This is a genomic window from Amycolatopsis sp. cmx-8-4 (assembly GCF_046548675.1).
GTDB lineage: Bacteria > Actinomycetota > Actinomycetes > Mycobacteriales > Pseudonocardiaceae > Amycolatopsis.
Map to the genome: position 1 here is coordinate 225,382 of NZ_JAEBDZ010000001.1, position 25,705 is coordinate 251,086.

General features: G+C 71.3%; 26 protein-coding genes and 2 pseudogenes. 23 read left to right on the forward strand and 5 right to left on the reverse strand.

What is annotated here, in order from left to right; all coding sequences use genetic code 11:
* The first annotated feature begins 70 nt into the window (after nucleotides 1-70).
* The 13 genes and pseudogenes from ACLJQZ_RS01140 (at nucleotide 71) to folK (ending at nucleotide 12,296) form a co-directional block, all read left to right on the forward strand.
* Complete coding sequence (locus ACLJQZ_RS01140) at nucleotides 71-1,081, forward strand: zinc-dependent metalloprotease (protein ID WP_326951693.1); 1,011 nt, start codon at nucleotides 71-73, stop codon at nucleotides 1,079-1,081.
* On the forward strand, nucleotides 1,078-2,037 hold the full coding sequence (gene tilS / locus ACLJQZ_RS01145) for a tRNA lysidine(34) synthetase TilS (protein ID WP_410618077.1): 960 nt from the start codon (nucleotides 1,078-1,080) through the stop codon (nucleotides 2,035-2,037). Before ACLJQZ_RS01140 ends, tilS begins: the two co-directional genes overlap by 4 nt.
* A 3-nt stretch (nucleotides 2,038-2,040) precedes the next feature.
* Complete coding sequence (gene hpt / locus ACLJQZ_RS01150; protein WP_410618078.1) at nucleotides 2,041-2,592, forward strand: hypoxanthine phosphoribosyltransferase; 552 nt, start codon at nucleotides 2,041-2,043, stop codon at nucleotides 2,590-2,592.
* Nucleotides 2,593-2,749: 157 nt separating this feature from the next.
* Nucleotides 2,750-3,115: a hypothetical protein gene (locus ACLJQZ_RS01155; RefSeq protein ID WP_247058808.1), complete on the forward strand. Its 366-nt coding sequence runs from the start codon at nucleotides 2,750-2,752 to the stop codon at nucleotides 3,113-3,115.
* A gap of 22 nt (nucleotides 3,116-3,137) precedes the next feature.
* The gene (locus ACLJQZ_RS01160) at nucleotides 3,138-4,559 is read left to right on the forward strand and encodes a hypothetical protein (protein ID WP_410618080.1); all 1,422 of its coding nucleotides are present in this window, start codon (nucleotides 3,138-3,140) and stop codon (nucleotides 4,557-4,559) included.
* A gap of 66 nt (nucleotides 4,560-4,625) precedes the next feature.
* Nucleotides 4,626-5,411, forward strand: coding sequence for an ESX secretion-associated protein EspG (locus tag ACLJQZ_RS01165; protein ID WP_410618081.1), 786 nt, complete (start codon nucleotides 4,626-4,628; stop codon nucleotides 5,409-5,411).
* A 209-nt stretch (nucleotides 5,412-5,620) separates the two neighbouring features.
* The gene (locus ACLJQZ_RS01170) at nucleotides 5,621-6,439 is read left to right on the forward strand and encodes an ESX secretion-associated protein EspG (RefSeq protein ID WP_410618082.1); all 819 of its coding nucleotides are present in this window, start codon (nucleotides 5,621-5,623) and stop codon (nucleotides 6,437-6,439) included.
* Between the two features lie 202 nt (nucleotides 6,440-6,641).
* Nucleotides 6,642-9,053, forward strand: coding sequence for an ATP-dependent zinc metalloprotease FtsH (ftsH, locus tag ACLJQZ_RS01175; protein ID WP_410618083.1), 2,412 nt, complete (start codon nucleotides 6,642-6,644; stop codon nucleotides 9,051-9,053).
* Nucleotides 9,022-9,294, forward strand: a pseudogene (locus ACLJQZ_RS01180) (GTP cyclohydrolase I); the annotation flags it as partial. The gene ftsH and the pseudogene ACLJQZ_RS01180, both read left to right, overlap by 32 nt.
* A gap of 972 nt (nucleotides 9,295-10,266) precedes the next feature.
* Nucleotides 10,267-10,611 (forward strand): annotated as a pseudogene (gene folE, locus ACLJQZ_RS01185) (GTP cyclohydrolase I); the annotation flags it as partial.
* A gap of 35 nt (nucleotides 10,612-10,646) precedes the next feature.
* Nucleotides 10,647-11,453, forward strand: coding sequence for a dihydropteroate synthase (folP, locus tag ACLJQZ_RS01190; protein WP_410618576.1), 807 nt, complete (start codon nucleotides 10,647-10,649; stop codon nucleotides 11,451-11,453).
* Nucleotides 11,446-11,805 carry a dihydroneopterin aldolase gene (gene folB / locus ACLJQZ_RS01195; protein WP_410618084.1) on the forward strand — a complete coding sequence of 120 codons (360 nt, stop codon included), beginning with the start codon at nucleotides 11,446-11,448 and terminating at the stop codon, nucleotides 11,803-11,805. Before folP ends, folB begins: the two co-directional genes overlap by 8 nt.
* On the forward strand, nucleotides 11,802-12,296 hold the full coding sequence (gene folK, locus ACLJQZ_RS01200) for a 2-amino-4-hydroxy-6-hydroxymethyldihydropteridine diphosphokinase (protein WP_410618085.1): 495 nt from the start codon (nucleotides 11,802-11,804) through the stop codon (nucleotides 12,294-12,296). The genes folB and folK overlap by 4 nt, the downstream gene beginning before the upstream one ends.
* Before the next feature lie 71 nt (nucleotides 12,297-12,367).
* On the opposite strand, the gene ACLJQZ_RS01205 is transcribed toward folK, so the two are convergent.
* Nucleotides 12,368-13,303: a MerR family transcriptional regulator gene (locus ACLJQZ_RS01205; RefSeq protein ID WP_410618086.1), complete on the reverse strand. Its 936-nt coding sequence runs from the start codon at nucleotides 13,301-13,303 to the stop codon at nucleotides 12,368-12,370.
* 61 nt (nucleotides 13,304-13,364) lie between these two features.
* On the opposite strand from ACLJQZ_RS01205, the gene ACLJQZ_RS01210 reads away from it, so the two are divergent.
* From ACLJQZ_RS01210 to ACLJQZ_RS01240, 7 genes are all read left to right on the forward strand, one after another.
* Complete coding sequence (locus ACLJQZ_RS01210) at nucleotides 13,365-13,826, forward strand: DUF3180 domain-containing protein (RefSeq protein ID WP_410618088.1); 462 nt, start codon at nucleotides 13,365-13,367, stop codon at nucleotides 13,824-13,826.
* 69 nt (nucleotides 13,827-13,895) lie between these two features.
* The gene (locus tag ACLJQZ_RS01215; protein ID WP_410618090.1) at nucleotides 13,896-16,259 is read left to right on the forward strand and encodes a DUF6779 domain-containing protein; all 2,364 of its coding nucleotides are present in this window, start codon (nucleotides 13,896-13,898) and stop codon (nucleotides 16,257-16,259) included.
* A 165-nt stretch (nucleotides 16,260-16,424) separates the two neighbouring features.
* Nucleotides 16,425-17,528, forward strand: a complete 1,104-nt coding sequence (locus ACLJQZ_RS01220; protein ID WP_410618577.1) for a PrsW family intramembrane metalloprotease — start codon at nucleotides 16,425-16,427, stop codon at nucleotides 17,526-17,528.
* 89 nt (nucleotides 17,529-17,617) lie between these two features.
* Nucleotides 17,618-18,577: a Rossmann-like and DUF2520 domain-containing protein gene (locus tag ACLJQZ_RS01225; RefSeq protein ID WP_410618578.1), complete on the forward strand. Its 960-nt coding sequence runs from the start codon at nucleotides 17,618-17,620 to the stop codon at nucleotides 18,575-18,577.
* Nucleotides 18,574-19,485, forward strand: coding sequence for a pantoate--beta-alanine ligase (gene panC, locus ACLJQZ_RS01230; protein ID WP_410618091.1), 912 nt, complete (start codon nucleotides 18,574-18,576; stop codon nucleotides 19,483-19,485). The genes ACLJQZ_RS01225 and panC overlap by 4 nt, the downstream gene beginning before the upstream one ends.
* 9 nt (nucleotides 19,486-19,494) lie before the next feature.
* The gene (gene panD / locus ACLJQZ_RS01235; protein WP_410618093.1) at nucleotides 19,495-19,989 is read left to right on the forward strand and encodes an aspartate 1-decarboxylase; all 495 of its coding nucleotides are present in this window, start codon (nucleotides 19,495-19,497) and stop codon (nucleotides 19,987-19,989) included.
* Between the two features lie 5 nt (nucleotides 19,990-19,994).
* Entirely contained in the window at nucleotides 19,995-20,771 is a 777-nt protein-coding gene (locus ACLJQZ_RS01240; RefSeq protein WP_410618094.1) for a type III pantothenate kinase, read from the forward strand.
* On the opposite strand, the gene ACLJQZ_RS01245 is transcribed toward ACLJQZ_RS01240, so the two are convergent.
* Both ACLJQZ_RS01245 and ACLJQZ_RS01250 read right to left on the reverse strand, forming a co-directional pair.
* Nucleotides 20,768-21,172, reverse strand: coding sequence for a DUF6640 family protein (locus ACLJQZ_RS01245; RefSeq protein WP_410618095.1), 405 nt, complete (start codon nucleotides 21,170-21,172; stop codon nucleotides 20,768-20,770). The genes ACLJQZ_RS01240 and ACLJQZ_RS01245 overlap by 4 nt on opposite strands.
* Before the next feature lie 48 nt (nucleotides 21,173-21,220).
* A complete protein-coding gene (locus ACLJQZ_RS01250; RefSeq protein ID WP_410618096.1) occupies nucleotides 21,221-21,982 on the reverse strand; it encodes a class I SAM-dependent methyltransferase in 762 nt (253 codons plus the stop codon).
* 76 nt (nucleotides 21,983-22,058) lie between these two features.
* Between ACLJQZ_RS01250 and lysS the strand changes: the two genes are divergently transcribed.
* Complete coding sequence (gene lysS / locus ACLJQZ_RS01255) at nucleotides 22,059-23,570, forward strand: lysine--tRNA ligase (RefSeq protein WP_410618097.1); 1,512 nt, start codon at nucleotides 22,059-22,061, stop codon at nucleotides 23,568-23,570.
* 144 nt (nucleotides 23,571-23,714) lie between these two features.
* Entirely contained in the window at nucleotides 23,715-24,068 is a 354-nt protein-coding gene (locus tag ACLJQZ_RS01260; protein WP_247058791.1) for a histone-like nucleoid-structuring protein Lsr2, read from the forward strand.
* A 52-nt stretch (nucleotides 24,069-24,120) separates the two neighbouring features.
* Here the strand turns inward: ACLJQZ_RS01260 and ACLJQZ_RS01265 are convergent, their stop codons facing one another.
* Together ACLJQZ_RS01265 and ACLJQZ_RS01270 are read right to left on the reverse strand one after the other, a co-directional pair.
* Nucleotides 24,121-24,693 carry a helix-turn-helix domain-containing protein gene (locus tag ACLJQZ_RS01265; RefSeq protein WP_410618098.1) on the reverse strand — a complete coding sequence of 191 codons (573 nt, stop codon included), beginning with the start codon at nucleotides 24,691-24,693 and terminating at the stop codon, nucleotides 24,121-24,123.
* A gap of 6 nt (nucleotides 24,694-24,699) precedes the next feature.
* Nucleotides 24,700-24,954, reverse strand: a complete 255-nt coding sequence (locus tag ACLJQZ_RS01270) for a DUF6597 domain-containing transcriptional factor (protein WP_410618099.1) — start codon at nucleotides 24,952-24,954, stop codon at nucleotides 24,700-24,702.
* A 64-nt stretch (nucleotides 24,955-25,018) separates the two neighbouring features.
* Here ACLJQZ_RS01270 and ACLJQZ_RS01275 point away from each other — a divergent pair, with 64 nt between their 5' ends.
* Nucleotides 25,019-25,588, forward strand: a complete 570-nt coding sequence (locus ACLJQZ_RS01275) for a TIGR03086 family metal-binding protein (protein WP_410618100.1) — start codon at nucleotides 25,019-25,021, stop codon at nucleotides 25,586-25,588.
* Nucleotides 25,589-25,705 lie beyond the last annotated feature (117 nt).

Sequence of the window (25,705 nt, forward strand, 5' to 3'; positions counted from 1 at the left end):
AGTCGTGGCCGGAAACCCGCTCCGGGCAGGTAGCGTCGAAAGGGTGAGTCAGGAAACCGACACCCGGCCCATGGTCGACTGGTCGCTCGCCGCGCAGACGGGGGCGCTGCTCGTGCGCGGCGGCCCCCAGGTCCCGCGCGACGAGGCCGAGGCCGCCGTCACCGACCTGCGTGAGCTGACGATGGCGGCCGAGGGGCACGTCCGGCAGCTGACGAACCTCGGGCTCGACCTGCCGCTGCTGCCCGGCGAGGTCGTCGACCGCCCGGGCTGGGTCCGGTCCGCCGCCGCGGGCCTCGACGCGCTCACCGGGCGCGCGCTGCCGCAGCAGGGCGGGCCGTTCGGGCCGATCCTGGCCGGCGGCGCCGGCGTCCAGACCGGCCTGGTGCTCGCGTTCCTCGCCAGCCGCGTGCTCGGTCAGTACGACCCCTTCGGCGGCCCCGAGCGCCAAGGCCAGCTGCTGCTGGTCGCGCCGAACGTCGTCGCCGCGGAACGCGCGATGAAGGTGCCCGGGCGCGACTTCCGGCTCTGGGTCTGCCTGCACGAATGCACCCACCGGCTCCAGTTCACCGCCGTCACCTGGCTGCGCGACTACTTCGCCGACGAGGTCGAACGGCTCGTCTCCGGCCTGGCCGGCGGCAGCAACGACAGCCTCGCCGACCTGGTCGGCCGGCTGCCCGAGGCGATCAAGCAGGGCCCGAAGCTGAACCTCGCCGAGCTGCTCCAGTCGCCGAAGGAACGCGCGGTGTTCGACCGGCTGCTCGCGCTCTCGACGTTGCTGGAAGGCCACGCCGACTACGTGATGGACGCCGTCGGCCCGCAGGTCGTGCCGAGCGTCGACACCATCCGCGCGCGGTTCTCCGCCCGGCGCAAGGGCGGCGGCGTCTTCGACCGGCTGCTGCGCGCGCTGCTCGGCGTCGACGCGAAGATCCGTCAGTACGAAGAAGGCGCGAAGTTCACGAAGTACGTCGTGGACGCCGTTGGCATGGAGGGCTTCAACGCCGTCTGGCGCTCGCCGAACACCCTGCCGTCGCGCGCCGAGATCGCCGATCCGGCCGCCTGGGTCCGGCGCCTGCACGGATGACCGGGCCGGCCGTCGCGGCCGTCCGGCGGGCCGTCCGCGGGTTCCTGGAGAGCGTCGAGGCACCCGCCGAACTGTGCGTCGCGGTCTCCGGCGGCGCCGACTCCCTCGCGCTGGCCGAGGCCACGGCGTACGTCGGGCGCCACCGCGGCCACCGCGTCCGCGCGCTGGTCGTCGACCACGGCCTCCAGGAGGGTTCGGCGAAGATCGCGCGCGACGCCGTCGCGGCGGCGAAGTCACTGGGCGCCGACGAAGCCGAGGTGCGCCGGGTCGACGTCACCGGGCCGGGCGGGCCCGAGGCGGCCGCGCGCAAGGCCCGCTACCGCGCGCTCGCCGGCCACGACCTCGTCCTGCTCGGCCACACCCTCGACGACCAGGCCGAAACCGTCCTGCTCGGGCTCGGCCGCGGCTCCGGCCCGCGCAGCGTCTCCGGGATGCGCCCGCACGACCCGCCGTGGGGCCGGCCGCTGCTGGCGGTGCCGCGCGCGACCACCCGGGCGGCGTGCGCCGAGCTCGGCGTCGAGCCGTGGGAGGACCCGCACAACGCCGAAGCACGCTTCACCCGGGTCCGGCTGCGCACCGAGGTCCTGCCGCTCCTGGAGGACGTCCTCAACGGCGGGGTGGCGGCCGCACTCGCCCGCACGGCCGCGCAGCTGCGGGAGGACAGCGAGGCGTTGGACACATCGGCGGACAGGATCTTCACCCGTGCGGGCGGCGTCGAAGGGCTGGATGTCGCAGTCCTCGAAGGCGAGCCCGCGGCCCTGCGGCGGCGGGTTCTCCGCAGGTGGCTGCTGGAGTCGGGGGTGCGCGAGCTCACCGACGGGCACCTCCGGGCGGTCGACGCGCTCGTCGCCCGGTGGCGTGGTCAGGGCGGCGTCTGGTTACCCGGCAACTTGGAAGCACGACGGTGCCGTGGCAGGCTCTGCGTCATCTCCCAACCCACCACCCGAGGGGACTGACCCGTGTACGAGGGCGAAATCGCCTCCGTGCTCGTCACCGAGCAGCAGATCCAGGACAAGATCACGGAGCTGTCGGCGCAGATCGCCGCCGACTATCCGGCCAACGGGCAGGGTGAACTCCTGCTGGTGGGTGTCCTGAAGGGCGCGGTCATGTTCATGACCGACTTCGCCCGTGCGCTGCCGCTGCCGACGCAGCTGGAATTCATGGCCGTCTCTTCCTACGGCTCGGCGACGTCGTCGTCCGGTGTCGTCCGCATCCTCAAGGACCTCGACCGCGACATCGCGGGCCGCGACGTGCTGATCGTCGAGGACATCGTCGACTCCGGCCTCACGCTCTCGTGGCTGCTGAAGAACCTGGCCAGCCGCAACCCGGCCTCGCTCGAGGTGGTTTCGCTGCTGCGCAAGCCGGACGCGGTCAAGGTCGACGTCCCGGTGAAGTACATCGGCTTCGACATCCCGAACGAGTTCGTCGTCGGCTACGGCCTGGACTACGCCGAGCGCTACCGGGACCTGCCCTACATCGGGACGCTGGACCCGAAGGTCTACACCGCGTAGGCACCGGCGGAGTTCACCGACCGTTCACCGCAATTACCGGTTTCGCGGAACCCCGGCGCCGCCGATCGCGTCATACGCTCTGATCACGTGCGTTAACCTATGCGAAGACATTGTCGTGCCCGCGGTGACCGGGTCGGGGGAACGGGAGAGAGTTCTGATGGCGAACAGCAGCGCTGCCGACGCGAACGCCTTCAAGGCGGCCGCCGCGGCTGGTCAGGTCGGGATCGACCCCGACGCCGCGCAGACCGTGCTGAACAAGATCCGCACCGGCAAGGACGCCGTCGAGGCCCTGCTCAGCGGTGCGGGCACGCTCGCCCAGCCGCCGAAGCTCGGGGACAACCCGGTCGGCAACGCGATGGCGGCGAAGTTCGTGCAGCGCGCGGACGGCGGGGGCGACTCGTACGCCGCCGCCCTGCAGAACCTGCTCGACCAGTACTCCGCCGCCGAGGAGGGCATCGTCACGGCGATGTCCCGGTACCACGAGATCGACCAGGCCGCGGCCGACCCGTTCCGCAACGCCTGAGCCCAGAGGGGGACTCGAAGTCATGGCTCCGAACCACAGCGACCAGCCGTCGACCGCCACCACTGACCCGGGCTCGCTGGTCCCGCTCGGCGACAACGCGTCGGCCCAGAACATCGTCGCGGACGCCCGCGGCCGTTCCGACGGCTTCGACATGGGCAGCGACCGCGCGATCGCGAACCCGCCGAACTGGAACGCGCAGGCCAGCCAGCAGCTCTACGACGGCGCGGTCAACAACAACGACCCCGGCACGGCCGAGGCGACCGGGCAGGCCTGGTCGCACCACGGCAGCGAGCTGAAGCAGGCCTCCGACCACCTGTACAACGCGATCTCCGAGCTGGGCAACGCCTGGGTCGGCCGCGGTGCCGCGGGTGCCCAGGGCGCGCTGGTGGCCATCGCCAACTCGGGCTCGCAGGCCTCCGAGGCCGCGCACACGATGTCGGACCGGCTCGCCCGGCAGGCAGCGGCGGCCGCCGAGGTCAAGAAGATGCCGGCCCCCAAGGACTACGACCCGAAGCAGTCGATGGCGGCGGCACTGGCCGGCGGCCCGGCGGCGCTGGTCGCCGACCAGAAGGCCCAGGCGGACGCGGCCAACGACGTCAAGACGCAGCAGGTCGCGTTCTTCAACGCCTACACCAAGTCGATGAGCGACGTCGACAGCTCGACCCCGAGCTTCGGCCCGGAGTCGCTCGGCATGAAGCCGACGGGGTCGCACAACTCGATCTCGTTCAACGGCATCAGCAGCGTCGGCGCCACCGGCCCGGTCCACGGCCTCGGCGGCGCGGGCAACGCGGTCTTCGCCTCGAGCGGCGGGGGCTTCGGCGGCCACGGCGGCGCGTTCGACGCGCAGCACTCGGCGTTCGCCCCGAACGCGGCCCACGGCGGCGTCGGCGGGACCGGCGGTTTCGGCGGCCACGAAGCGGCGGCGGCGCTCGGCAGCGACGTGCCCGGTGGCACCGCGGCCGGGACGACCGGCGGCACCACCACGGGTGCCGGCCAGGTGCCCGGTGGCGCGCAGACCGGCGGCGGCAGCAGCAACCCGCTCGGCAAGATCGGCATGGGCCTGGGCATCGGCGGTGCCGCCGGCGGTCTCGGCGCCCTGGCTTCCCGCGCGCTGGGCAAGGGCAACCGCTCCGGGGCGAAGTCGGAGAACGAGACGTCCCTGGCGTCGGCGGACGGCCAGGCGCAGAGCGCCGCCTCGGCCCAGGCGCCGCAGCAGGGTCTCGTGTCGTCGGCCGGCACCATCGGCGGCCAGACCCCGCCGCCGCCCGGCATGGGCGGCATGGGTGGCGGAATGGCCCCGCACGGAGCCCAGGGCGAGCAGGACGAGGAGCACACGCACGCGTCGTTCCTCATCGAAGCCGACCCGGACGAGGCCTTCGGCGCCAACCAGGCGACCCCGCCGCCGGTCATCGGCGCGTGGTCCGAGGACGACGAAGACCGCTGATCTTGATCGGGCCGGACGCGCTTCCCGCGCGTCCGGCCCGCTTTCACATCTCTGGGGGGTGGCTCGATGCCGAACGCTGAGCTGCTGACCCCGGCCGAGGTGGACTTCCTGTGGGAGTCGGCCGGGCTGGGTGAGCTGCCGTACCCGCTGCGCGTCCGGTCGCACGGCGAGACGCTCGACGAGCGGTCGCTGCTGCGTCAGCGGACGCTGGAGGGGCTGGCGGCGCGCGGGCTCGCGGACGGCCGCGGCCGCCCCGAACCGCACGTCGAGGACTACTTCGGCGTGCTGGCCACCCCCGAACTGAGCTTGGACGCCGTCCAGCTGATCGCCCCGGACGCCGAGCCGCTGCTCGCGATCGCCGGCGTACTGGGCGGCCAGGGGCTGCTGGCCGTCCAGGACACCCGCGGCCTGCACCTGCAGCCGTGCCCGGTGGACGGCCTGGCGAGCGCGATCGTCTCGCTGCTGCCCGCCGCTCCGCGCGGCAGCGAGAAGTCGATCACGGTGCCGCTGGAGCAGCTGGTCGGCGCGCACGGCGTCGACTTCCTGCAGCGCCGCGGCAACCCCGAGGACCGCAGCAGCGCCGACGACGACCGCAAGGCCCTCGCCCGCCTGCACGCCCAGCCCCGCCTGCGCGGCGGCCAGATCGCGGCGAACGCCCGCACCCGGATGGGCGCGCGCAGCCGCACCCCGGTGCTGAGCTGGTTCGACACCGAGACGGGCCGCTACTTCACCCAGGCGTCCAAGGGTCACGACGGCCGCGACTGGATCACGATCGCCCCCGCCGACGCGGCGACGCTGCGCCACCGGCTCGGCGAGCTGCTCGCGGGAGCGTCGGCGACCAGCTCGGTCTGACCCCGGCCGCCCGCACCCGGCTTGACTCGTGCCCGCACCCCGGCGCGGCCTCGCGAACGGCTGATTCCGGACACCGTGAACGCGGGTCCCACGCGATCTCTGCCAAGATCGGCCCCGGGTTCTCCGAGCGTGCCCAACCGGCAACGGGAACGGTCCCGTTCTGTCGGTGGTGCGGGCTACGCTGAGCGAGAATCCGATCCGGGAGAGTAGTGATGCAAGAGTTCTTCTCGCCGCTGGCGTTCGACTTCCTGTGGGAGTCGGCGGGGGTCGGTGAGCTGCCCTACCCGCTGCACGTCCGGTCGCACGGCGCGACCGAGGACGAGCGGGTTTCGCTGCGCCACCGCACCGACGTCGAGCTGAAGGCGCGCGGCATCCGCGAACCGCGGGGCCGGCTGACGCCACCGATCGAAGACGCGCTGGAGCTGCTGGCCTTCGCGCCCCTGACCATCGACGCGCTGCACATCCCGCGGTTCGAGACCCCGACGGTCGGGGTGCTGGCGGCGGCCGACGACACCAAGGGCGTGCTCGCGGTCCAGGACGCCGACGGCATCTGGCTGCGGGACGTCCCGCCGGACGCGCTGGTCTCCGCCGTCATCGGCGTGCTGCCCGCCGGGCCGCGCGGGACCGAGGCATCCGTCACACTCCCGCTCGACGAAGCCCTGCACACGGCCCCCATCCGGGTGCCCGTGTCGCTGCCGGCGAACTCCGGTGAGGAAGAGAACAAGAGCAAACGCCGGACGCCGCTGAGCGAGCGGGTCGTCGCCGACCCGCGCGAGGCCTACGGGCGGCTCGCCGGGCAGCCCCGGCTGTGCGGCGGTCAGCTGGCAGCGAACAGCCGGTCCCCGGTCGGGGCCAAGCAGCGGTCCCGGGTGCTGGCCTGGTTCGACACGGCCACCGGGCGCTACCTGAGCCTCTCCCGTGCAGGTACAGACGGTCGGGAGTGGGTCACGGTGGCCCCGGCGGACCCGCCGACACTGCGGACCCGGCTGGGCGAGATGGTGAGTGGTGTGTCCGACGGCACGCGATAGCGTGACAAGGGTGCGGGCCGAACGGGAACCAGGACGCGGTATCGCCCGTTGACCTGCGAGAGGCTCACAGGGGATGAACGCGGCAGCGGACGGTACCCTGTTGGGACGGGTGTCCAGGCACCATGGGTTGTCAAGATCGTGATGGCGGGTATCACAGGAGCCGCCCAACCAGGGAGGGTCGAGGCCACCAGGGCCGAGTCGTATGAACCGGAAGAGCGTGCTCAGGAACCCACTGCTGTGGATCGTCGCGGGGTTGCTGGCGTTGTTCGCGTACAACACGATCTTCGACAGCGATCGTGGGTACACCCAAGCACCCATCTCGGTGGCGAACTCCCAGATCACCACGAACAACGTCAAGGAAGCCAGCCTCGAGGACAAGGAACAGCAGGTCAAACTCCTGCTGAACAAGTCCGTCGACGTCGATGGCCAGCAGACCACCCAGATCATCGCGCAGTACCCGGCCAACGCGTCGCTTGAGATTTACGACAAGCTGCTGGCCGCGAAGAACGGCGATGGCGGAGTCAAGTTCACCACCAAGGTCACCCAGCAGGGTGTACTGACCCAGATCCTCATCTTCGCCATCCCGCTGGCCCTCGTGCTGGGCCTGCTGATGTGGATGATGAACAACGCCCAGGGCGGCGGCAACCGCGTCCTCAACTTCGGCAAGTCCAAGGCCAAGCAGCTGAACAAGGACATGCCCAAGACGACCTTCGGGGACGTCGCGGGCGCCGACGAGGCCGTCGAAGAGCTGTACGAGATCAAGGACTTCCTCCAGAACCCGGCGCGATATCAGGCGCTCGGCGCGAAGATCCCGAAGGGCGTCCTGCTCTACGGGCCACCCGGTACCGGCAAGACGCTGCTCGCGCGAGCTGTCGCGGGTGAAGCGGGCGTGCCGTTCTACACGATCTCGGGCTCGGACTTCGTCGAGATGTTCGTCGGTGTCGGCGCCTCGCGGGTGCGTGACCTGTTCGAACAGGCCAAGCAGAACGCGCCGTGCATCATCTTCGTGGACGAGATCGACGCGGTCGGCCGCCAGCGCGGCGCCGGCCTCGGCGGCGGCCACGACGAGCGCGAGCAGACGCTGAACCAGCTGCTCGTCGAGATGGACGGCTTCGACGCCCGCGGCGGCATCATCCTGATCGCGGCCACCAACCGGCCCGACATCCTCGACCCCGCGCTGCTGCGCCCGGGCCGCTTCGACCGGCAGATCCCGGTCTCCGCGCCCGACATGCGTGGCCGTCGCGCGATCCTCGAGGTGCACTCCAAGGGCAAGCCGATCGCGCAGGGCACCGACATGGGCAGCCTGGCCAAGCGGACCGTCGGCATGTCCGGCGCCGACCTGGCCAACGTGCTGAACGAGGCCGCGCTGCTCACCGCCCGCAAGAACGGGCACGTGATCAGCGACGTCGAGCTCGAGGAGTCCGTCGACCGCGTCGTCGGCGGCCCTGCCCGCAAGAGCCGGATCATCTCCGAGAAGGAGAAGAAGATCACGGCCTACCACGAGGGCGGGCACGCGCTCGCCGCGTGGGCGATGCCGGACATCGAACCGGTCTACAAGCTGACCATCCTGCCGCGCGGCCGCACGGGCGGGCACGCGCTGCTCGTCCCGGAGGACGACAAGGACCTGATGACCCGCTCCGAGATGATCGGGCGGCTGGTCTTCGCGATGGGTGGCCGCACGGCGGAGGAGCTCGTCTTCCACGAGCCCACCACCGGCGCGTCCTCGGACATCGAGCAGGCGACGAAGATCGCCCGCGCGATGGTCACCGAGTACGGCATGAGCGCCCGCCTGGGCGCGGTCAAGTACGGCCAGGAGCAGGGCGACCCGTTCCTGGGCCGCTCGGCCGGCCGTCAGGCGGACTACTCGCTCGAGGTGGCGCACGAGATCGACGAGGAGGTGCGCAAGCTCATCGAGACCGCGCACACCGAGGCGTGGCACGTGCTCAACACTTACCGCGACGTGCTCGACGAGCTGGTCATCGAACTCCTCGAGAAGGAGACGCTGACCCGCAAGGACCTCGAGCGGATCTTCGCGACGGTCGAGAAGCGCCCGCACATCACCGTGTTCAACGAGTTCGGCGAGCGCACGCCGTCCGACAAGCCGCCCATCAAGACCCCGGGCGAGCTGGCGATCGAGCGCGGCGAGCCGTGGCCCCCGCCGGAGAAGGAGAAGCCGGTCCTGAAGCCGGAGCCGACCCCGGTCGGCACCGCCCAGGGCGCGGGTGACCTGCCCGGTGGCCCGCCGTACCCGGCGTCGGCACCGGACCCGAACGCCAACCCGTACGCCCCGCCGCCGCCGGGCGCCTACCCGAACGGCGGCCGCCCCTACGGCGGTCCCAACGGTGGCCCGAACGGCTCGTCCCACTGGCCGCAGAGCTACACCGGCCAGACGGGCGGCGGCGGCCCGGCGGGCCAGAGCGGCCCGCCGAACTACGGTGCCCCTCCGGGCTGGACCCCCGCGACCTCCCCCGGCGGCCAGCCGGGCCAGTCGTGGCGGCCCGGTGGTGAAGATCGTTCTCGCGAGCACGGCTGGTTCGCCGATCAAGCGGGCGGCAACCAGCAGCAGAGCGAGGGGGAACGTCGTGACGTGGACGGACCAGAAAAGCCCCAGTGACGCCGGCCGCCCGGTCTTCGACCAAGACCGGGCGGAGAAGGCGATCCTCGAGCTTCTGCTGGCCTGCGGCGAAAACCCGGACCGGGACGGCCTGAAGGACACCCCGGCCCGGGTCGCCCGCGCGTACAAGGAGATGTTCGCCGGCCTGTACACCGAGCCCGACTCGGTGCTGGACAAGACGTTCGACGAGTCCCACGAAGAACTGGTGCTCGTCACGGACATCCCGATGTACAGCCAATGCGTGCCCAGCAAGCAGACCGTGAACGCCGTCGGCGGCCGCAAGCAGGCGGCCGACGTGCGGGTGGGCGACAAGCTGTGGACCCTCGTCGGCGGCAACGTCGAGGAGACCGAGGTCACCGAGATCAGCTCGCATCAGACGCGTGAGCTGGTCGAGGTGAAGACCTCGGTCGGCAAGTTCCTCGTCACTCCCGACCACCCTTTGGCGACGCCCGAGGGTTGGAAGGAAGCGAAGGACGTCGAGGGTTCGTTCATCGAGTGGACGCACGCGAAGAAGCTCTGCCGCGATCGCTGGCGGCCGAGCCTCGGGTACGACTTCGGCTATGTCGTCGGAACCGTCTGTGCTGACGGAACGGTCGCCGACCGGTACGTCTCGCTCGTGGTGAACGACCGGGACTATGCGAAGAAGTTCGCCGAGTCCCTGCACCGCGCGTTCGGTATCGACGCGAAGGTCGAGCCGACCTCACGGCCGTCGGGCTACCTGGGTCGCGACCTCCCCGGCTTCCGGGTCCGGGTCGTGTCTTCGTTCCTCGCGGACCTGATGCGGCAGTACGTGGGCGGCGACGCCCACCACCAGCGTCAGCGGTTCCCGATGGTGGTCCTCAACGACTTGTCGACCTTCAACGGCTTCCTCGACGGTTACGTCGACGGAGACGGACACCGGAGCAAGCATTCGGCGGGGCGGATCATCGCGAGCGCGAATACGCCGTTCCTGGAGGATCTGGCCACCGTGATCGGTGCCCGGTTCACCGCGAACACCGGCGGTGCCGCATCGCGGTTGTACGTCGCCGACAGCTGGTTCCGGAAGCACGGCTTCCCGCAGGACGACTATGCGACCGATCTGATCGAGTCGGAGTACGTGCAGGTCGAGTCGGTGACACCGGTGACCGCGTCGGGCACGAAGCCCTACACTGTTTACAGTTTCAGATGCGATCCGCATCCGACATTCTTGATTGCGGGACATTTAACGCACAACTGTGAACACCACCTCGTGCCCTTCCACGGTGTTGCGCACGTCGGGTACATCCCGAACGCGGGCGGAAAGGTCACCGGGCTCTCCAAGCTCGCGCGGCTCGTCGACCTTTACGCCAAGCGGCCCCAGGTTCAGGAACGTCTCACCTCGCAGGTCGCCGACGCGCTCGTGCGCAAGCTCGAGCCGCGGGGGGTCATCGTCGTGATCGAGGCCGAGCACCTGTGCATGGCCATGCGCGGCATCCGGAAGCCCGGCGCCCGCACGACCACCTCGGCCGTGCGGGGGCTGCTCAAGACCTCCGCTTCGTCACGGGCGGAGGCGCTCGACCTCATCAGGGCGCGTCGGTGAGCACGAACCTTCCCGCGCCGGGGCGGTGTGTCGTGATGGGCGTGCTGAACGTGACGCCGGATTCCTTTTCGGACGGTGGCCGCTACCTCGACGTCGACCAGGCGCTGGAGCACGCCCGGGCGATGTGGACGCGAGGGGCCGACCTGATCGACGTCGGCGGGGAGTCGACGCGGCCCGGGGCGTTGCGGGTGGACGCCGAAACCGAGCTGGCTCGGGTTCTCCCGGTGATCCGGACGCTCGCCGGTGAAGGCGTGGCCGTGTCGGTCGACACCACGCGTGCGGCCGTCGCCGCCGCGGCGCTCGAGGCCGGGGCGCACGTCGTCAACGACGTCTCGGGTGGGCTGGCCGATCCGGACATGGCGCGGGTCGCGGCCGAGTCCGGGGCGCCGTGGGTGCTGATGCACTGGCGGGGTCACAGCGAGGACATGCAGGCCCTCGCGAAATACGAAGACGTCGTCGCCGAGGTCCGCTCCGAGCTGCTGTCCCGGGTGGACGACGCGCTCGCGGCCGGCGTGGCCGAGAGCGCGATCGTGCTCGATCCCGGGCTCGGCTTCGCGAAGAACGCCGAGCACGACTGGGCGTTGCTGCGGGGGCTGGACTCGGTGCTTTCGCTGGGTTTCCCGGTGCTCGTCGGCGCTTCGCGCAAGCGGTTTCTCGGCCGGCTTTTGTCCGAAAAGGACGGTACGCCGCGGCCGCCGGACGGCCGGGAGGACGCGACCGCGGCCATCTCGGCCCTGGCCGCGGCCGCCGGGGCCTGGGGTGTGCGGGTGCACGAGGTCGGGGCGTCGCTGGACGCGGTCGCCGTGGCCGCGGCGTGGTGGAAGGGTTCTCCGGATGTCTGACCGGATCACGTTGACCGGCTTGCGCGTGTTCGGCCACCACGGCGTGTTCGAGCACGAGAAGCGGGACGGCCAGGAGTTCGTCATCGACGTCACGGTGTGGCTCGACCTCGGGCCGGCCGCCGCGTCGGACGACCTGACCAAGACGCTGCACTACGGCGAGCTGGCCGAGCTGGTCGCCGGGATCGTCGCCGGTGAGCCGTACGACCTCATCGAGAAGGTCGCCGGCACGATCGCCGACGCGGTCATGCGGGACGAGCGGCTCGACGCGGTCGAGGTGACGGTGCACAAGCCGTCGGCGCCGATCCCGCTGACCTTCGACGACGTGGCCGTCACGGTCCGGCGCGACCGGTGAGCCGCGCCGTCCTTTCGCTCGGCTCCAACCTCGGCGACCGGCTCGGCTTCCTGAAGCTCGCGCTGAACGCCGTCCGGCCCGCGCTGGTCGCGGTGTCGAGCGTGTACGAGACGAAGGCGTGGGGCGTCGAGGACCAGCCGGACTTCCTCAACGCCGTCTGCGTCGTGGACGACCCGGGCCGCGACCACTGGGCGTGGCTGCGCACCGGCCAGGCCGCCGAGCAGGCGGCCGGGCGCGTGCGCGAGCTGCGGTGGGGGCCGCGGACACTGGACGTCGACGTCGTCACGGTGGACGGCGTCACCTCCGCCGACCCCGAGCTGCTGTTGCCGCACCCGGGGACCCCGGAACGCGCGAGCGTGCTGATCCCGTGGCTGGAGATCGAGCCGGACGCGGTCCTGCCCGGGCACGGCCCGCTGGCCACCTTGCTGGCCGCGCGTCCGGCGTCGGACGTCGGCTCGGTCCGGCGGACCGATCTCGACTTGAAGGTATAAAAGATCGGTGAACCGGGGGTGTCCGTTACCGGCCACCCCCGGTTCGTCGCCGAACTGCGGTCCTCGTGCGGTCAGCCGCGCAGAGCCGCGATCATGAACTGCACCGCGGGCTGGGTCGTCGGGACCGGGGGCCAGCCGTTGATGGTGGCCAGCAGCTGCCAGTAGCGCTCGGCCCGGGCGTCGCCGCTCGCGGCGAAGCGGTCCGCCATCTCCGTGCGGAACTCCGGCGACTTCGCGTCCTGGCCGGGGCGGGCGGTGGCCGTCGCGATGTCGGCCGCAAGCGTTTGCCCCGCCTCAGACGTCGGCGGCTCTCCGGCCGTCACGGCCGCTTCGGCGCGGGAGACCCAGCCCGGCCAGTTCTGCTGCCAGGCGTCCGCGGGCGGGTGGAACTCGCCGTCCGCGATCTGCTGGGCCTGGGTTTCGCTCAGCTCGCGGATCAAGGTGCGGAACGACGGGTCCTGGACGAGCTCGGCGAACTCGATCCACGCCTCCAGCTGCTCGGGCGACGGGTCGTCCGGCAGCTCGGGCTTCCCGGCGCGCATCCGCGCGTAGAACTGCGGGTCGATCTCCAGTCCCGAGACCATCTCGTCCCAGAACTCGTCGACCAGCCGCTTGCGCTCCTCGTCGGACATCGACGCGAGACGGTTCATCAGGTTCACTTCCTCCAGCTCGGAATCACGCTTGGCCACCGCGCGCAGCACCGCCCGGCGCAGCCGGAGCCGCCGGATCTGCTCGTCGAGCGCCTCGACGTGCCGGTTCGCCAGCTCGCCGACCGTCGCGGAGCGCGACAGGGCGGCTTCGACGTCGGCGAGGCCGAGGCCGAGCTCGCGCAGGGTGCGGACCAGCTCCAGCCGGGCCATGGCCGTGGCGTCGTAGAGCCGGTAGCCGGCGTCCGTCCGGTCGGTCGGGGGCAGCAGGCCCTCGTCCGAGTAGAACCGGATGGTCTTGACCGGCAGGCCCGTGCGCCTGGCCAGCTCGCCGATGGTGAAGATCGCGGTGGTACCCACAAGACGCATCCTGAACTCTCCAGTCGGTGGAGAGTCAAGCGTCGCACGGTACGGTTGTGGCATGCACTTCACCCGGCCTCGCGACCTGGTGGTGGCCGGGGTACTCGGCCTGGTCCTCGGCTACCTGCTCTTCCAGGTGGCCTACGGCTCACTGCCCCAGTTGCCGCTGCTCGCCGGCGTCACGTTCGCGGTGCTCGCCGTGATCGAGGCCGTGCTCGCGTTCCGGGTTCGCTCCCGGATCAGGAACGGCCGCGTCGTTGCCGCTATCGGGATCGCCCGATCGGTGGCCCTGGCGAAGGCTTCGTCACTCGCAGGCGCGTTCATGACGGGCGCTTGGCTCGCGGCGCTCGCCTACCTTTTTCCCCGACGTGACGAACTCGTCGCCGCGGTTCTCGACACCCGGGCCGCGGTGGTCGGCGTGGTTTCCGCGGCACTGCTGGTAGCAGCGGGTTTGTGGCTCGAACACTGCTGCCGGACCCCGCGCGACCAGCCCCGTGAACGCACCCGGGGGACGACCGGTTAGCGCTCGAATCCCACCGCTCGCTGGACCGAGTAGGTCTCGTTCGGATTACGAGCAGGTACGGTGTCAGTCATGACCGGCGTGGGTGACGACTCGCGCGGCCGCCTTCTGGGTAGGCCGTGGCTTGTTGTCGGATTCGTCCTCGCCATCGGAGCCACCCTCGCACTGGTGCTCAGCAACGATCTCAAGTACCTCAGACTCGGGATCGTCGCCGCCCTCTGGGCTGCCCTGATCGGCGCGTTCCTCGCCGTGAAGTACCGCAAGCACGCGGCACAGAGCGAGGACGCGGTCTCCGAGGCGCAGGCTGTGTACGAGTTGGAGCTGGAACGCGAGATCGCGGCCCGGCGCGAGTACGAACTGGAGGTGGAGGCGGAGAACCGCACTACGGCCGACGCCCGCGGCCGCGAGGAGCTCGAGGCGCTGCGCGTCGAAGTCTCCGCGCTGCGTGACAGCCTCCAGTCGCTGTTCGGCGGTGAGGTGCTGCTCGAACGCGTCGCGCTGACCGCGCAGGCCACCCGCATGCGCAAGGTGTCCGACGACAACCGGATGATCCCCGACGGCGCCCCGAAGAAGAAGCCGGCGCAGCTGATGGCCGCGAAGAAGCCCGTTCCCGAGGGCGGCGAGCGGCCGACCGAGCTGATCGACCGCGTGCTCGACGAGCGCCGCCGCAAGGCGTCGAACGGCAAGCCCGCGAACGGCAAGGGGTTCGGCGGCAAGGGCAAGGGGTTCGGCGGCAAGCCGGGCACCGGCCCGAAGGCCCCGGCCAACGTCAACGCCCAGAGCACCCAGCAGATCGCCCGGCCGAAGCCGCTGAGCGACCGCCGTCCGCCCGTGCCGGAGGTCGACCCGGCGCTGAACGCCGCGCAGCGCGAGCTGAAGGCCGCCGAGCTGCGCGCCGAGGCGGCCCGCCGCCAGGCCGAGTCGCAGCCGATGCGGCTGCCGGACCCGGCCGAGGTCGCCAAGCAGCCCGAGCGCCGTCCCGAAGCCCCCGCCGAGCCGACGCGCCGGGAGATGCCGCGGACCCCCGACCCCAGTGCCGAGGTCCGCCGCCCGGAGCCGCCGACGGAGATCCGCCGTCCCGAGCCGCCGCCCGCGCGCCGCGCGGAGATCTCGCGCTCGGAGATGCGGCCCGCCGAGATGTCCCGCCCCGACATCCCCCGTGTGGAGATGTCGCGTCCGGACATCCCGCGTGTGGAGATGTCGCGGTCCGACCTGCCCCGCGTCGAGCGGCAGCGGCCCGCCGAGCGGTCGCGCCAGGAGATGCGGCCCGCCGAGATGTCCCGGCCGGACCTGCCGCGCGTCCCCAAGCCGAACGGCGCGCGCCCCGATCCGCGGAAGGCGCCCGAGCCGCCCGCGCGGCCGCTCCAGGGCCGTCCGGCGGCCAGCGTGCCGCCGCCGAAGCCGTCCGAGATGTCCCGGTCGGACATCCGGCCGGTCGAGCGCCCGGTGGCCGACCTGAGCGCGGCGTTCCAGAACCGCGACGACTTCGCCGAGCGGCAGCGGCCCAACCGGCCGAAGCCGCCGGAGCCGAAACCCGCCGACCGCAAGCCGCCGATGCCGCGGGACGCCACGGCATCGCGCACCGACCTGCCGGCGGTGCCCAGGCGGGATCCGGCCGGCTCGCGGACCGACCTGCCGGCCGTGCCGCGGCGCGATCCGGCCGGCTCGCGCACCGACCTGCCCGCCGTCGCGCGCCGGGACCCGGCCGGGTCCCGGACCGACCTCCCGGTCGTCCCGATGACGATGCCGGTGCCCAGCGCCGGCCCGCCGTCGCGGACCAACCTGCCGCCCGTCGTGCCGCCGACCACGCCGGTGCCGGCCGCCGACGGCCGCCGTCCGTCGCGCCTCGAGCAGTTCTCGCGGGCCGACATGTCGCCGATCCTCGACGAGCCGCCGTCCCGGCACGGTTCGCACGGTTCGCACCGCGCTCCCACGGAGGCGGCGGCCCAGGCCGAGGCGCCGGTGAACCCGACGCTGCCGGAGTCGATGCGCAGCTTCCAGGGCCGTTCCACCGGCGGTGGTCGCCGCCGGAAGCCGGACGACTCACAGGTGATGCCCGCTGTGCCCCCGCCGCCGCCCGAGCCATCGGGTGGCCGCCGGCGCCGTCCGGACGGCGAACCGCCGGCCTGGGAAGGCATGGTCGCCGAGCGCGCGTCCATGTCGCGGCGCAACATGACGCCGGTCGACCCGGCCGACCTCGAGCGCAACGGCACCGGGCAACACGGCAACGGCCAGAACGGCAACGGCCAGAACGGGAACGGCCAGAACGGCCACAGCAACGGGAACGGCGACGGCCAGGCCCCGCGCAACGGCCACCGTTCCACCGAGGTGCCGGGCAGCGGGTCGCACAACACCGGCCGGTCGGTCAGCGAGCTGCTGGCGGCGAACGGCGGCACCGGTTCGACCCCGCGGCGCAGGCGGCGTGCCGAGGACTGAGGCGTGCCCGGAGCGAGCCGGACGGCGGCCCCGGCGGCCTCGTCGGGCCACACCCGGGGTTCGCATTCCGGTCCGTGTCTGGTCTGCGTAGGGTGACCCGCTGTGAGCGGAACCCTCTCGCCCGCGACGGGACTCGATCGCGGACGGCGGCCTCGCCGGATCACCGTGCTGCTGCCGGTGCTCGGGCTGATCGTGGTCGCCCTGTGCGGCCTGTTCCTGTTCGGCCTGGCGACGGCGCGGGTCGGCCCGCTGGCCGTCACCATCGGCGTGCTGGCCGCCCTGGTGCCGGTCGCCGGGGTGGTGGCAGGCTTCCTGTGGGTCGACCGCTGGGAGCCCGAGCCGGCGAAGTTCCTGCTGCTGGCGTTCGCCTGGGGCGCCTGCATCGCGACGATCACCGCGCTGCTCATCAACACCACCGCCGAGGCGGTCGGTGACGAGCTGCTCGGCAAGGGCAGCGGCAACACCGTCGCCGCGCTGGTGTCCGCGCCGGTCGTCGAGGAGGCCGCGAAGGCGCTCTTCGTGGTCCTCATCCTGTGGCGCCGCCGCAGCGAGTTCGACGGTGTCGTGGACGGCGTCGTCTACGCCGGGTTCAGCGCGGCCGGGTTCGCCTTCACCGAGAACATCTACTACTTCGGCCGGGCCTTCTACGACTACGGCTTCGGCGACGGGCACAGCCAGGGCGTCATCACGGCGTTCTTCCTGCGCGGCGTGCTCGCGCCGTTCACGCACCCGCTGTTCGCGGTGCTCACCGGCATCGGGATCGGCATCGCGGCCCGGACGACGACCAAGGCGCTGCGGATCATCGCGCCGGTCGCCGGGTACCTGGCCGCGGTCTGCCTGCACGCGCTGTGGAACAGCGCCGCGCTGCTGGGCGGGTCGAAGTTCCTGACCGTGTACTTCCTGATCATGCTGCCGCTGTTCCTCGGCGTGGTCTACCTGGTCATCCTGCAACGACGGCGGGAGCAGCGGATCATCGAAGCCGCCCTGCCGCACATGGCCGCGGCGCGGTGGATCGCGCCGTCGGAGGTCGAGCTGCTGGCCAGCCTGCCCGGCCGCCGCGCTTGGCGCCGTCAGGCGAAACGCCAGTCCGGCAAGCAGGCCGCGAAGGCCGTCGCCGTGTACCAGGCCAGCGTCACGGAGCTCGCGTTCCTGGACCGCCAAGAGCTCCACAGCGCGGTCGACCGGCAACGCCAGCAGGAGCTGCTCCGCACGCTCAAGGCCGCCCGCGCCGAAGCCACCCGGCTCGCCCAGGAAGCGCCACACGGGTGAACCGGTCCGGGTGAAGCTTGTCACCCGGGCTCAACGGTCCACGCTCAGCCGAGTTAGTCTCGCGCCGTCGTCCGGTACCCGGAGCGGGACTGGAACGAGAGCAGAGGGAGTCTGCAAACCATGAGCGTCCACAGGCGCACGCCATGATGAGACCTGCTCGCCTCGCGGTCGGGGTCGTTTCCGCCGGCCGGGTGGGCAGTGTGCTCGGTGCTGCCCTGGCCCGGGCGGGACACACGGTGGTCGCCGCGTCCGGCCTGTCCGCCGCGTCGCTGGCCCGCGCCGAACGCCTCCTCCCCGACGTGCCCATCCTGCCGCCCGACGAAACCGTCCGCCGGGCGGACCTGGTCGTGCTCGCTCTCCCCGACGACGCGCTGGCCGGCATGGTCCGCGGCCTGGTCGCCACCAAGTCGCTGCGGCCGGGCCAGATCGTCGTGCACACCTCCGGCGCGCAGGGCATCGACGTCCTGGCGCCCGCGGCCGAAGCCGGGGCGCTCCCGCTGGCCCTGCACCCGGTGATGACGTTCACCGGCCGCGAGGAGGACCTCGAGCGGCTGGCGGCGTGCAGCATCGGCGTCACGGCGATGGCCGACGACGAAGCGGCGTGGAACGTCGGCGAGGCGCTGGCCGTCGAGATGGGCGCCGAGCCGGTGCGCATCCCCGACTCCGCGCGAGCGCTCTACCACGCTGCGTTGACCCACGGCGCGAACCACCTGATGACGCTGGTCGCGGACTGCGCGGAAGTCTTGCGCGAAGCGGGAATCGGGCATTCCGAACGCCTGGTCGCACCACTGCTTTCGGCCGCGTTGGATAATGTGCTCCGACACGGCGACCGCGCGCTCACCGGCCCGGTCGCCCGTGGCGACATCGGCACCGTCCGCAAGCACCTCGAGGTGCTGGGGGACCGGGCGCCGGACGTCGCACCGGCCTACCGCGCGCTGGCCAAGCGCACGGCGGAGCGTTCCGTGGCCGCCGGGCTGCTCGACACCGCGGCCGCCAAGGAACTCACCGACCTCCTCGACGATCCCGCCGAAGGGCATCCAGACCAGTGACCACACCGAAATTCAGCCGCGGCACCCTGAACACCTTCGCCTCGCCCGAGCAGATGAGCCAGGTCAGCCGGGCCCTGCACGGCGTCGGGCGCAAGCTGGCGCTCGTGCCGACCATGGGCGCGCTGCACGCGGGGCACCGCGAGCTGATCCGCCGCGCCAAGCGGCTGCCGAACAACGTCGTGGCCACCTCGATCTTCGTCAACCCGCTGCAGTTCGGCGAGGGCGAGGACTTCGAGGCCTACCCGCGTCCGCTGGAGGCCGACCTGGCCGTGCTGGACGAGGACGGCGTCGAAATCGCCTTCACCCCGGCCGCCGACGCGCTGTACGCCGAGGGCGCCGCCGTCACCGTGCACCCCGGTCCGCTCGGCGACGAGCTCGAAGGCGTCGTCCGGCCCGGCCACTTCGCCGGCGTGCTGACCGTCGTGGCGAAGCTGTTCAACCTGCTCCGTCCGGACTACGCGCTCTTCGGCGAAAAGGACTACCAGCAACTGGTCCTGATCAAGCGGATGGTGCGCGACCTGAACATCGGCACGCACGTGATCGGCGTGCCGACCGTGCGTGAACGCGACGGGCTCGCGCTGTCGTCGCGCAACGTCTACCTCACGCCTGAGCAGCGTGAGGACGCCATCGTCCTGTCGGCCGCCCTCACCGCGGGGGCGTTCGTCGGCCGGGACGGGGCGGACGCGGTCCTCGAGACCGCGTGGAAGACCCTCGCCGCGCGACCCGCGGTCGAGGTGGATTACCTGGAGTTGAGGGGAACCGACCTCGGGCCCGCGCCCGTCGATGGTGAAGCACGACTGTTGATCGCGGCCCGGGTGGGGAGTACCCGGCTGATCGACAACGTCCCGGTGTTGCTCGGTGCCGCGGTAGATCACCCAGCGCAGCCGGAGCGGGACGCAGGGGAATAGGAGTCCACGATGTACCGCACCATGCTCAAGTCGAAGATCCACCGGGTCACCGTCACCCAGGCCGACCTGCACTACGTCGGCTCGGTCACCGTCGACGAGGACCTGATGGAGGCCGCGGACCTGCTGCCGGGGGAACAGGTGTCCATTGTGGACGTCACCAACGGCTCGCGGCTGGAGACCTACGTCATCAAGGGGGAACGCGGCAGCGGCGTGCTCGGCATCAACGGCGCCGCGGCCCACCTGGTGCACCCCGGTGACCTGGTCATCCTGATCTCGTACGGCCAGATGGAGGACGCCGAGGCCGCGATGTACGAACCGCGCGTGGTGTTCGTCGACGCTGACAACCGGATCGTCCACCGGCACACCGATCCCGGCCACGCGCCGGAGGGTTCCGGGCTGCTCAGCGGCACGGTGACCCTGCCGGAGGAGGAGACGGCGATCTTCCCGGTGGCCGAGACGGCGGACGCCCGCCGGCTCGACGCGTTGCTGCACGCGGAAAGCTGACCCGCTTGCTGCTCACCGTCGACGTCGGCAACACGAACATCGTGCTGGGGCTCTATTCCGGCACCGAGCTCGTGGGCGACTGGCGCATGCGCACCGACGCGCGGATGACCGCCGACGAGCTCGCGCTGACCGTGCGCGGGCTCCTCGGCCCGCACGCCGGCGACGTCACGGGGATCAGCGCGTTGTCGACGGTGCCGGCGGTGCTGCGCGAACTGCGCGTGATGCTTTCGCGCTACTACGCGAAGGTGCCGAAGATCGTCGTCGAGCCGGGCGTGCGCACGGGCGTCGCCCTGCTCGTCGACAACCCGAAGGAAGTGGGCGCGGACCGGCTGGTGAACACGCTGGCCGCGCACCACCTCCACGACACGGCGTGCGTCGTCGTCGACTTCGGCACGTCGACCAACGTGGACGCGATCTCGGCCCGCGGTGAGTTCCTGGGCGGCGCGTTCGCCCCCGGGATCGAGATCTCGGTGGACGCGCTGGCCGCGCGCGCGGCGGCGCTGCGGAAGGTCGAGCTGGTGCCGCCGCGGTCGGTGATCGGCAAGAACACGGTGGAGTGCCTGCAGTCGGGCATCCTGTACGGCTTCGCGGGCCAGGTCGACGGCCTGGTCCGCCGGATCGTCCGCGAGCTGTCGCCGGGCGGGCGGGAACCGGTGGCGGTGCTCGCCACCGGCGGCCTGGCGCCGCTGGTGATCGGCGAGTCGGAGACGATCACGGACCACGTCCCGGACCTGACCCTGCTCGGGCTGCGCCTGGTCTACGAGCGCAACATCCGCCCTTAGCCCCGCGCCAGGCGCCGGCGTTCGAGAACGTAGCCCAGTGCCGTCACGGCCAGCGCCGGGAACGCCACCACCGCCTGTGGGAACTTCGCCGTCCCCGGCGGGTCGACGGCCTTCGAGCCCGGGTAGGCCAGCGCCGAGATCTGCGTCAGCCAGTACAGCGAAGCCAGCGCGGCGCCCGCGTCGAGCCCCTCCCGGGACGAAGGCGCCCGCCAGAGCTGCCACAGGCTCGTGACGCCGAGCGCTAGTCCGAGGCTCATCGTCTGGCCGTTGTGGAACTTCGCGTGCGGCGGCCAGGCCGGGTTCTTCACGTGGGTCTCGTTCCAGTCGGCCCGGTAGGGGCCGGCCGCGGTCACGAGCGACGTCAGGGAGATCAGTGCCCGGCCCCAGGATTTGGTACGCATGGGGTTCAGTCTGAAACCTCCAGTCTGCTGGAGGTCAAGGCGGTGGCTTCAGCGGCGCCGGCTGCGGAACGTCCAGGTGATCAGCGGCAGGTCGAATTCGCCGGACGCCGTCGCGGGATTCGTCTCCAGGAAGTGGCGGACGCGGGCGACCAGCGGCGCGGACTCCGCCGGGTCCGAGATGATCACGCGTGAATAGGTCTGCAGCGTTTCGAGCAGGCTCTCCGCCGTCCGCCGGTGGGCGTGCCGGAAGCGGCCGCTCTCGAACGGGGTGAACGCCGGGTGGGTGGCCGGCTGCCGGTCGCCGTCGGTGTCCGGGCGGCGCCACCCCATGCTCGCGGTTTCGATGAACTCCGCCACCCACGGCACCGATTCGTCTTCGTAGTTCCACATCGGCACGAACACCCCGCCCGGGCGCAGCACGCGCGCCATTTCGGTCATCGCGGGCCCGACGTCGAACCAGTGGAACGCCTGGCCGACGAAAACCGCGTCGACGGCCGCGTCGGGCAGCGGGATCCGTTCCGCGCTGCCGTCCAGCGCCGTCACCGCCGGCAGCAGGCGGGACAGCTCGGCCAGCATTTCCGGGTCGGGTTCGACGGCGATGACGTCGAGGCCGAGGCCGAACAGGCTCGCCGTGACCTTGCCGGTTCCGGCGCCGAGATCGAGCACCCGCCGGGGGGTGCCGTCCGCCCCGGCGAGCCCCCACTCGATCGCTTCCCGCGAGTAGTCGGGCCGGTGCTCGGCGTACGCGCCGGCGCGCGAACCGAAGGAAGCGGCTTGCCGGGCGCGGATGTCCGCTGTGGGATCACTCACCGGCCCAGGTTAATGGACGGAAAGGAAAGGTAATCCGGTTGGCGTAGCGCCTGGTGAGGTTCGTACCCTATGGGCCATGACCGCAAACCCCGCTTCCACCAGCGACCCCGCCGAAGACGAACTGCCCGAGCAGATGCGGGTGCGCCGGGAGAAGCGCGACCGGATCATCGCCGAAGGGATCGATCCGTACCCGGTGGAGGTGCCCCGCACGCACTCGCTCGCCGAGGTGCGCGCGTCGCATTCCGACCTGCCGGCCGACACCGCCACCGGCGATCTGGTCGGCGTCACCGGCCGGGTGATGTTCCTGCGCAATACGGGCAAACTGTGCTTCGCGAGCCTTCGCGAGGGCGACGGCACCGAACTGCAGGCGATGATCAGCCTGGCGAAGGTCGGCGAAGACGCGCTCGCGGCGTGGAAGTCCGACGTCGACCTGGGCGACCACGTCTTCGTGCACGGTGAGGTCATCACCTCCAAGCGCGGCGAGCTTTCGGTGATGGCCGACAGCTGGCGGCTCACGTCGAAGTCGCTGCGCCCGCTCCCGGTGGCCCACAAGGAGCTCGCCGAGGAAACGCGGATCCGGCAGCGCTACGTCGACCTCATCCTGCGTCCGCGCGCGCGGGACGTCGTGCGCACGCGCGCCGGCGTCGTCCGGTCGCTGCGGGAGTCGTTCCACCGGCGCGGGTACACCGAGGTCGAGACGCCGATGCTGCAGACGCTGCACGGTGGCGCCGCGGCCCGCCCGTTCGTCACGCATTCGAACGCTTTCGACCTGGAGCTCTTCCTGCGGATCGCGCCGGAGCTCTACCTCAAGCGCTGCGTCGTCGGCGGCATCGAGAAGGTTTTCGAGATCAATCGCAACTTCCGGAACGAGGGCAGCGACTCGTCGCACTCGCCGGAGTTCGCGATGCTGGAGTACTACGAGGCGTACGCCACGTACGACACCAATGCCGTGATGACCCGCGAGCTGATCCAGGAAGCCGCGCAGGCGGTCTTGGACACCCAGGTCGTCACCCTGCCCGACGGTTCGGAGTACGACCTCTCCGGCGAATGGACCACACTCGGAATGTACGAGTCGTTGTCCGATTCCCTCGGTGAAGAGGTGACGCCGGAGACCCCCGCCGCCAAACTGCACGGATTCGCGCAGGCCAGGGGCCTGGAAGTGGATCCGAAGCTCACGCACGGCAAGCTGGTCGAAGAACTGTGGGAACACCTCGTCGGAGATCACCTGCACGCCCCGACGTTTGTGCGTGATTTTCCGCTGGAGACGTCGCCATTGACCAGGCAGCACCGCTCGCGGGCCGGTGTGGCCGAGAAGTGGGACCTCTACGTGCGCGGATTCGAACTCGCCACCGGATACTCCGAGCTGGTCGATCCGGTCGTCGAACGGGAACGGCTCACCGAACAGTCCCGGCTGGCGGCGCAGGGCGATAGCGAAGCCATGCGGCTGGATGAAGATTTCCTCCGGGCACTTGAGTACGGAATGCCACCGAGCGGCGGGGTCGGAATGGGGATCGACCGGCTGCTGATGGCGCTGACCGGTCTCGGTATCCGGGAGACGATCCTCTTCCCGCTCACCCGGCCCGAATAACCCGGCCGTGTGAGTTGTCTACTGGTTATCTCAATGAGATTTGCGCTGTCACCCGGAAGCGGGTACTAATGTACAGACAAAGTCTTCTGTGCGGGGCACGCCCCGTAACCAGATCATTGAGTAAGCCCCCGCAGGAGGAAACAGATGGCACAGAAGGTGCTCGTCTCGCTGGTCGACGACCTCGACGGCAGTGAGGCGGAAGAGACCGTCGAGTTCGGTTTGGACGGCATCAGCTACCAGATCGACCTCTCCTCGGAAAACGCCGAGGAGCTTCGGGACGCGCTCGCCCAGTATGTCGAGCACGCCCGCCGTGCCGGTGGTCGCAAGCGCGCTTCCGTGCGTCCGGTCGCGGGTGGCAAGGGCTCCGCTCGCCCGGCCGCGGTCGACCGTGAGCAGAACCAGGCCATTCGGTCCTGGGCGCGCAAGAACGGGTACGCGGTTTCGGACCGGGGCCGGATCCCCTCCGAGGTCGTCGAGGCCTACCACAAGAAGAACTGACGCGGGGTTTGCGGGACTGGGGCCGCCGGGCGAATTCGCCCGGCGGCTTTCTTCATGTCCGGTGACTGTCCGGCACCGGTCCGGGGTCGGTCCGGGCCGTTCGGGCGTACTCGCCGGGCGACTGGCCGGTCACCGCCGCGAAATCACGGATGAAGTGCGACTGGTCGCTATAGCCCAGCCGAGCCGCCAGTCCGGCGTAATCCACTGGTCCTTCGGTGGCGATCCGGTGCGCGGCGTCGTTGAGCCGGTATATCCGGATCGCCCACTTGGGTGCGCATCCGACGTGTTCGGCGAACAGTCGTTGCAGTGAGCGGGTGGTTAGTCCAGTATCGGTGCACAGCTGTGCCACCCGGGTAATTCCCGGATCCCGCGCGATTGATTCGACTGCCGCCGCGGCCTCTCGTGCCGCCGGTCGGAGTACTACTGCATTTGCGATCAGCAAGTTGTCGATCGCACCGACCATTTGCGCGTCATCCGGCGCGGTCCGCACCGATTCCGCGGCTTCGCGGGCCTTCGCGCCGAAAACGTCCGTGAGCGGGACAGCGCGATCGGCGATGTCACTCACCGGGCCGTCGAGGAACGCGCGGAAGCACCCCGGCCGGAATCGCACGCCGAGGCCCTGCACCCGGCCTTACAGTCGATGTGAAAAGACTTCACGACCTGGTCCGTACACCCCGGAAGCGGTGGGGAAGAACGTCGCGTGCACCGCGAGGTTCGGCAGTACGCGCTGCTCGTGCGGCGGTTTGCCGCGCCGGTCCCAGTGCAGCACCCAGTGGTAGTCGACGCATTCCGCCAGTTCGGGCGCCGGCGGGTGCCGGGTCAAGGTGAACATCGTGCGGGCGGTGGCCTCGGCCACGATGCCCTGCGGGATCCGGTGTTCCACCACCGCTCAACGGTAACTGTCGCGTTCTTTCAAGACGGCGCCGCGGCGGGGCCGTTTGATCTCGGGCATGACTGCCGAGTTGATGCGCCCCGCCGCGGCCGAGTTCCTGAGCGTCGCGCACGCCGTGGACGACCTGAGCGCCCCGACGCCGTGTGCCGGCTACGACGTCTCCGGACTGCTGAACCACCTTCTTTACTGGGGCCCGTGGCTGATCGCCGCGGGACGGCGAGAGGAGCCGCCGTCGCCCGGGGCGGGCGAGGCCGGCGCGGGGCTCGTGACGGCCGGCTGGGCGGCCGCGCTGGAGAAGCAGACGGAGACGCTGGTGGAGATCTTCGAGACGGCGCCGGCGTGGACCGGCACGACGAAGCTGGGCACGGCCGAGCTGCCCGCAACCGTGCTCGGCGACATGGTCCTGGGCGAGTTCGTCCTGCACGGCTGGGACCTGGCCCGGGCGAGCGGCCGCTCGCTGCGCTGCGCGCCCTCTGCGGCGACTGTGGTCCTGGAGTCCGCGCGGGCGATGGGCGAGCAGGCGCGCGCGATGGGCGTCTACGGCCCGGAGGTACCGGTTCCGGCGGACGCGGCTTTGCTGGACCGCGCACTGGGCGCGGCGGGCCGCGACCCGTCCTGGAGCCGCTGAGCGTCGGCCCTGCGCGTTGTCCGCGGTCCTGGCCGCCCGGAGCGTTGTCCACAGCCCGGCCCGGATGTGGACAACTCCGGCGTCCGGGCGGCGATTCGGGAGTTCCGTCCGACCCGG

What these genes read in the sequence shown, in the direction of transcription:
- ACLJQZ_RS01165 (WP_410618081.1), top strand. Translation starts at nt 4,626, where the DNA reads ATGCCGAACGCTGAGCTGCTGACCCCGGCCGAGGTGGACTTCCTGTGG.
- lysS (WP_410618097.1), top strand. Translation starts at nt 22,059, where the DNA reads ATGACCGCAAACCCCGCTTCCACCAGCGACCCCGCCGAAGACGAACTG.
- ACLJQZ_RS01215 (WP_410618090.1), top strand. Translation starts at nt 13,896, where the DNA reads ATGACCGGCGTGGGTGACGACTCGCGCGGCCGCCTTCTGGGTAGGCCG.
- folP (WP_410618576.1), top strand. Translation starts at nt 10,647, where the DNA reads ATGGGCGTGCTGAACGTGACGCCGGATTCCTTTTCGGACGGTGGCCGC.
- folB (WP_410618084.1), top strand. Translation starts at nt 11,446, where the DNA reads ATGTCTGACCGGATCACGTTGACCGGCTTGCGCGTGTTCGGCCACCAC.
- ftsH (WP_410618083.1), top strand. Translation starts at nt 6,642, where the DNA reads ATGAACCGGAAGAGCGTGCTCAGGAACCCACTGCTGTGGATCGTCGCG.
- ACLJQZ_RS01275 (WP_410618100.1), top strand. Translation starts at nt 25,019, where the DNA reads ATGACTGCCGAGTTGATGCGCCCCGCCGCGGCCGAGTTCCTGAGCGTC.
- ACLJQZ_RS01260 (WP_247058791.1), top strand. Translation starts at nt 23,715, where the DNA reads ATGGCACAGAAGGTGCTCGTCTCGCTGGTCGACGACCTCGACGGCAGT.
- panD (WP_410618093.1), top strand. Translation starts at nt 19,495, where the DNA reads ATGTACCGCACCATGCTCAAGTCGAAGATCCACCGGGTCACCGTCACC.
- ACLJQZ_RS01160 (WP_410618080.1), top strand. Translation starts at nt 3,138, where the DNA reads ATGGCTCCGAACCACAGCGACCAGCCGTCGACCGCCACCACTGACCCG.
- ACLJQZ_RS01155 (WP_247058808.1), top strand. Translation starts at nt 2,750, where the DNA reads ATGGCGAACAGCAGCGCTGCCGACGCGAACGCCTTCAAGGCGGCCGCC.
- ACLJQZ_RS01140 (WP_326951693.1), top strand. Translation starts at nt 71, where the DNA reads ATGGTCGACTGGTCGCTCGCCGCGCAGACGGGGGCGCTGCTCGTGCGC.
- tilS (WP_410618077.1), top strand. Translation starts at nt 1,078, where the DNA reads ATGACCGGGCCGGCCGTCGCGGCCGTCCGGCGGGCCGTCCGCGGGTTC.
- ACLJQZ_RS01245 (WP_410618095.1), bottom strand. Translation starts at nt 21,172, where the DNA reads ATGCGTACCAAATCCTGGGGCCGGGCACTGATCTCCCTGACGTCGCTC.
- ACLJQZ_RS01210 (WP_410618088.1), top strand. Translation starts at nt 13,365, where the DNA reads ATGCACTTCACCCGGCCTCGCGACCTGGTGGTGGCCGGGGTACTCGGC.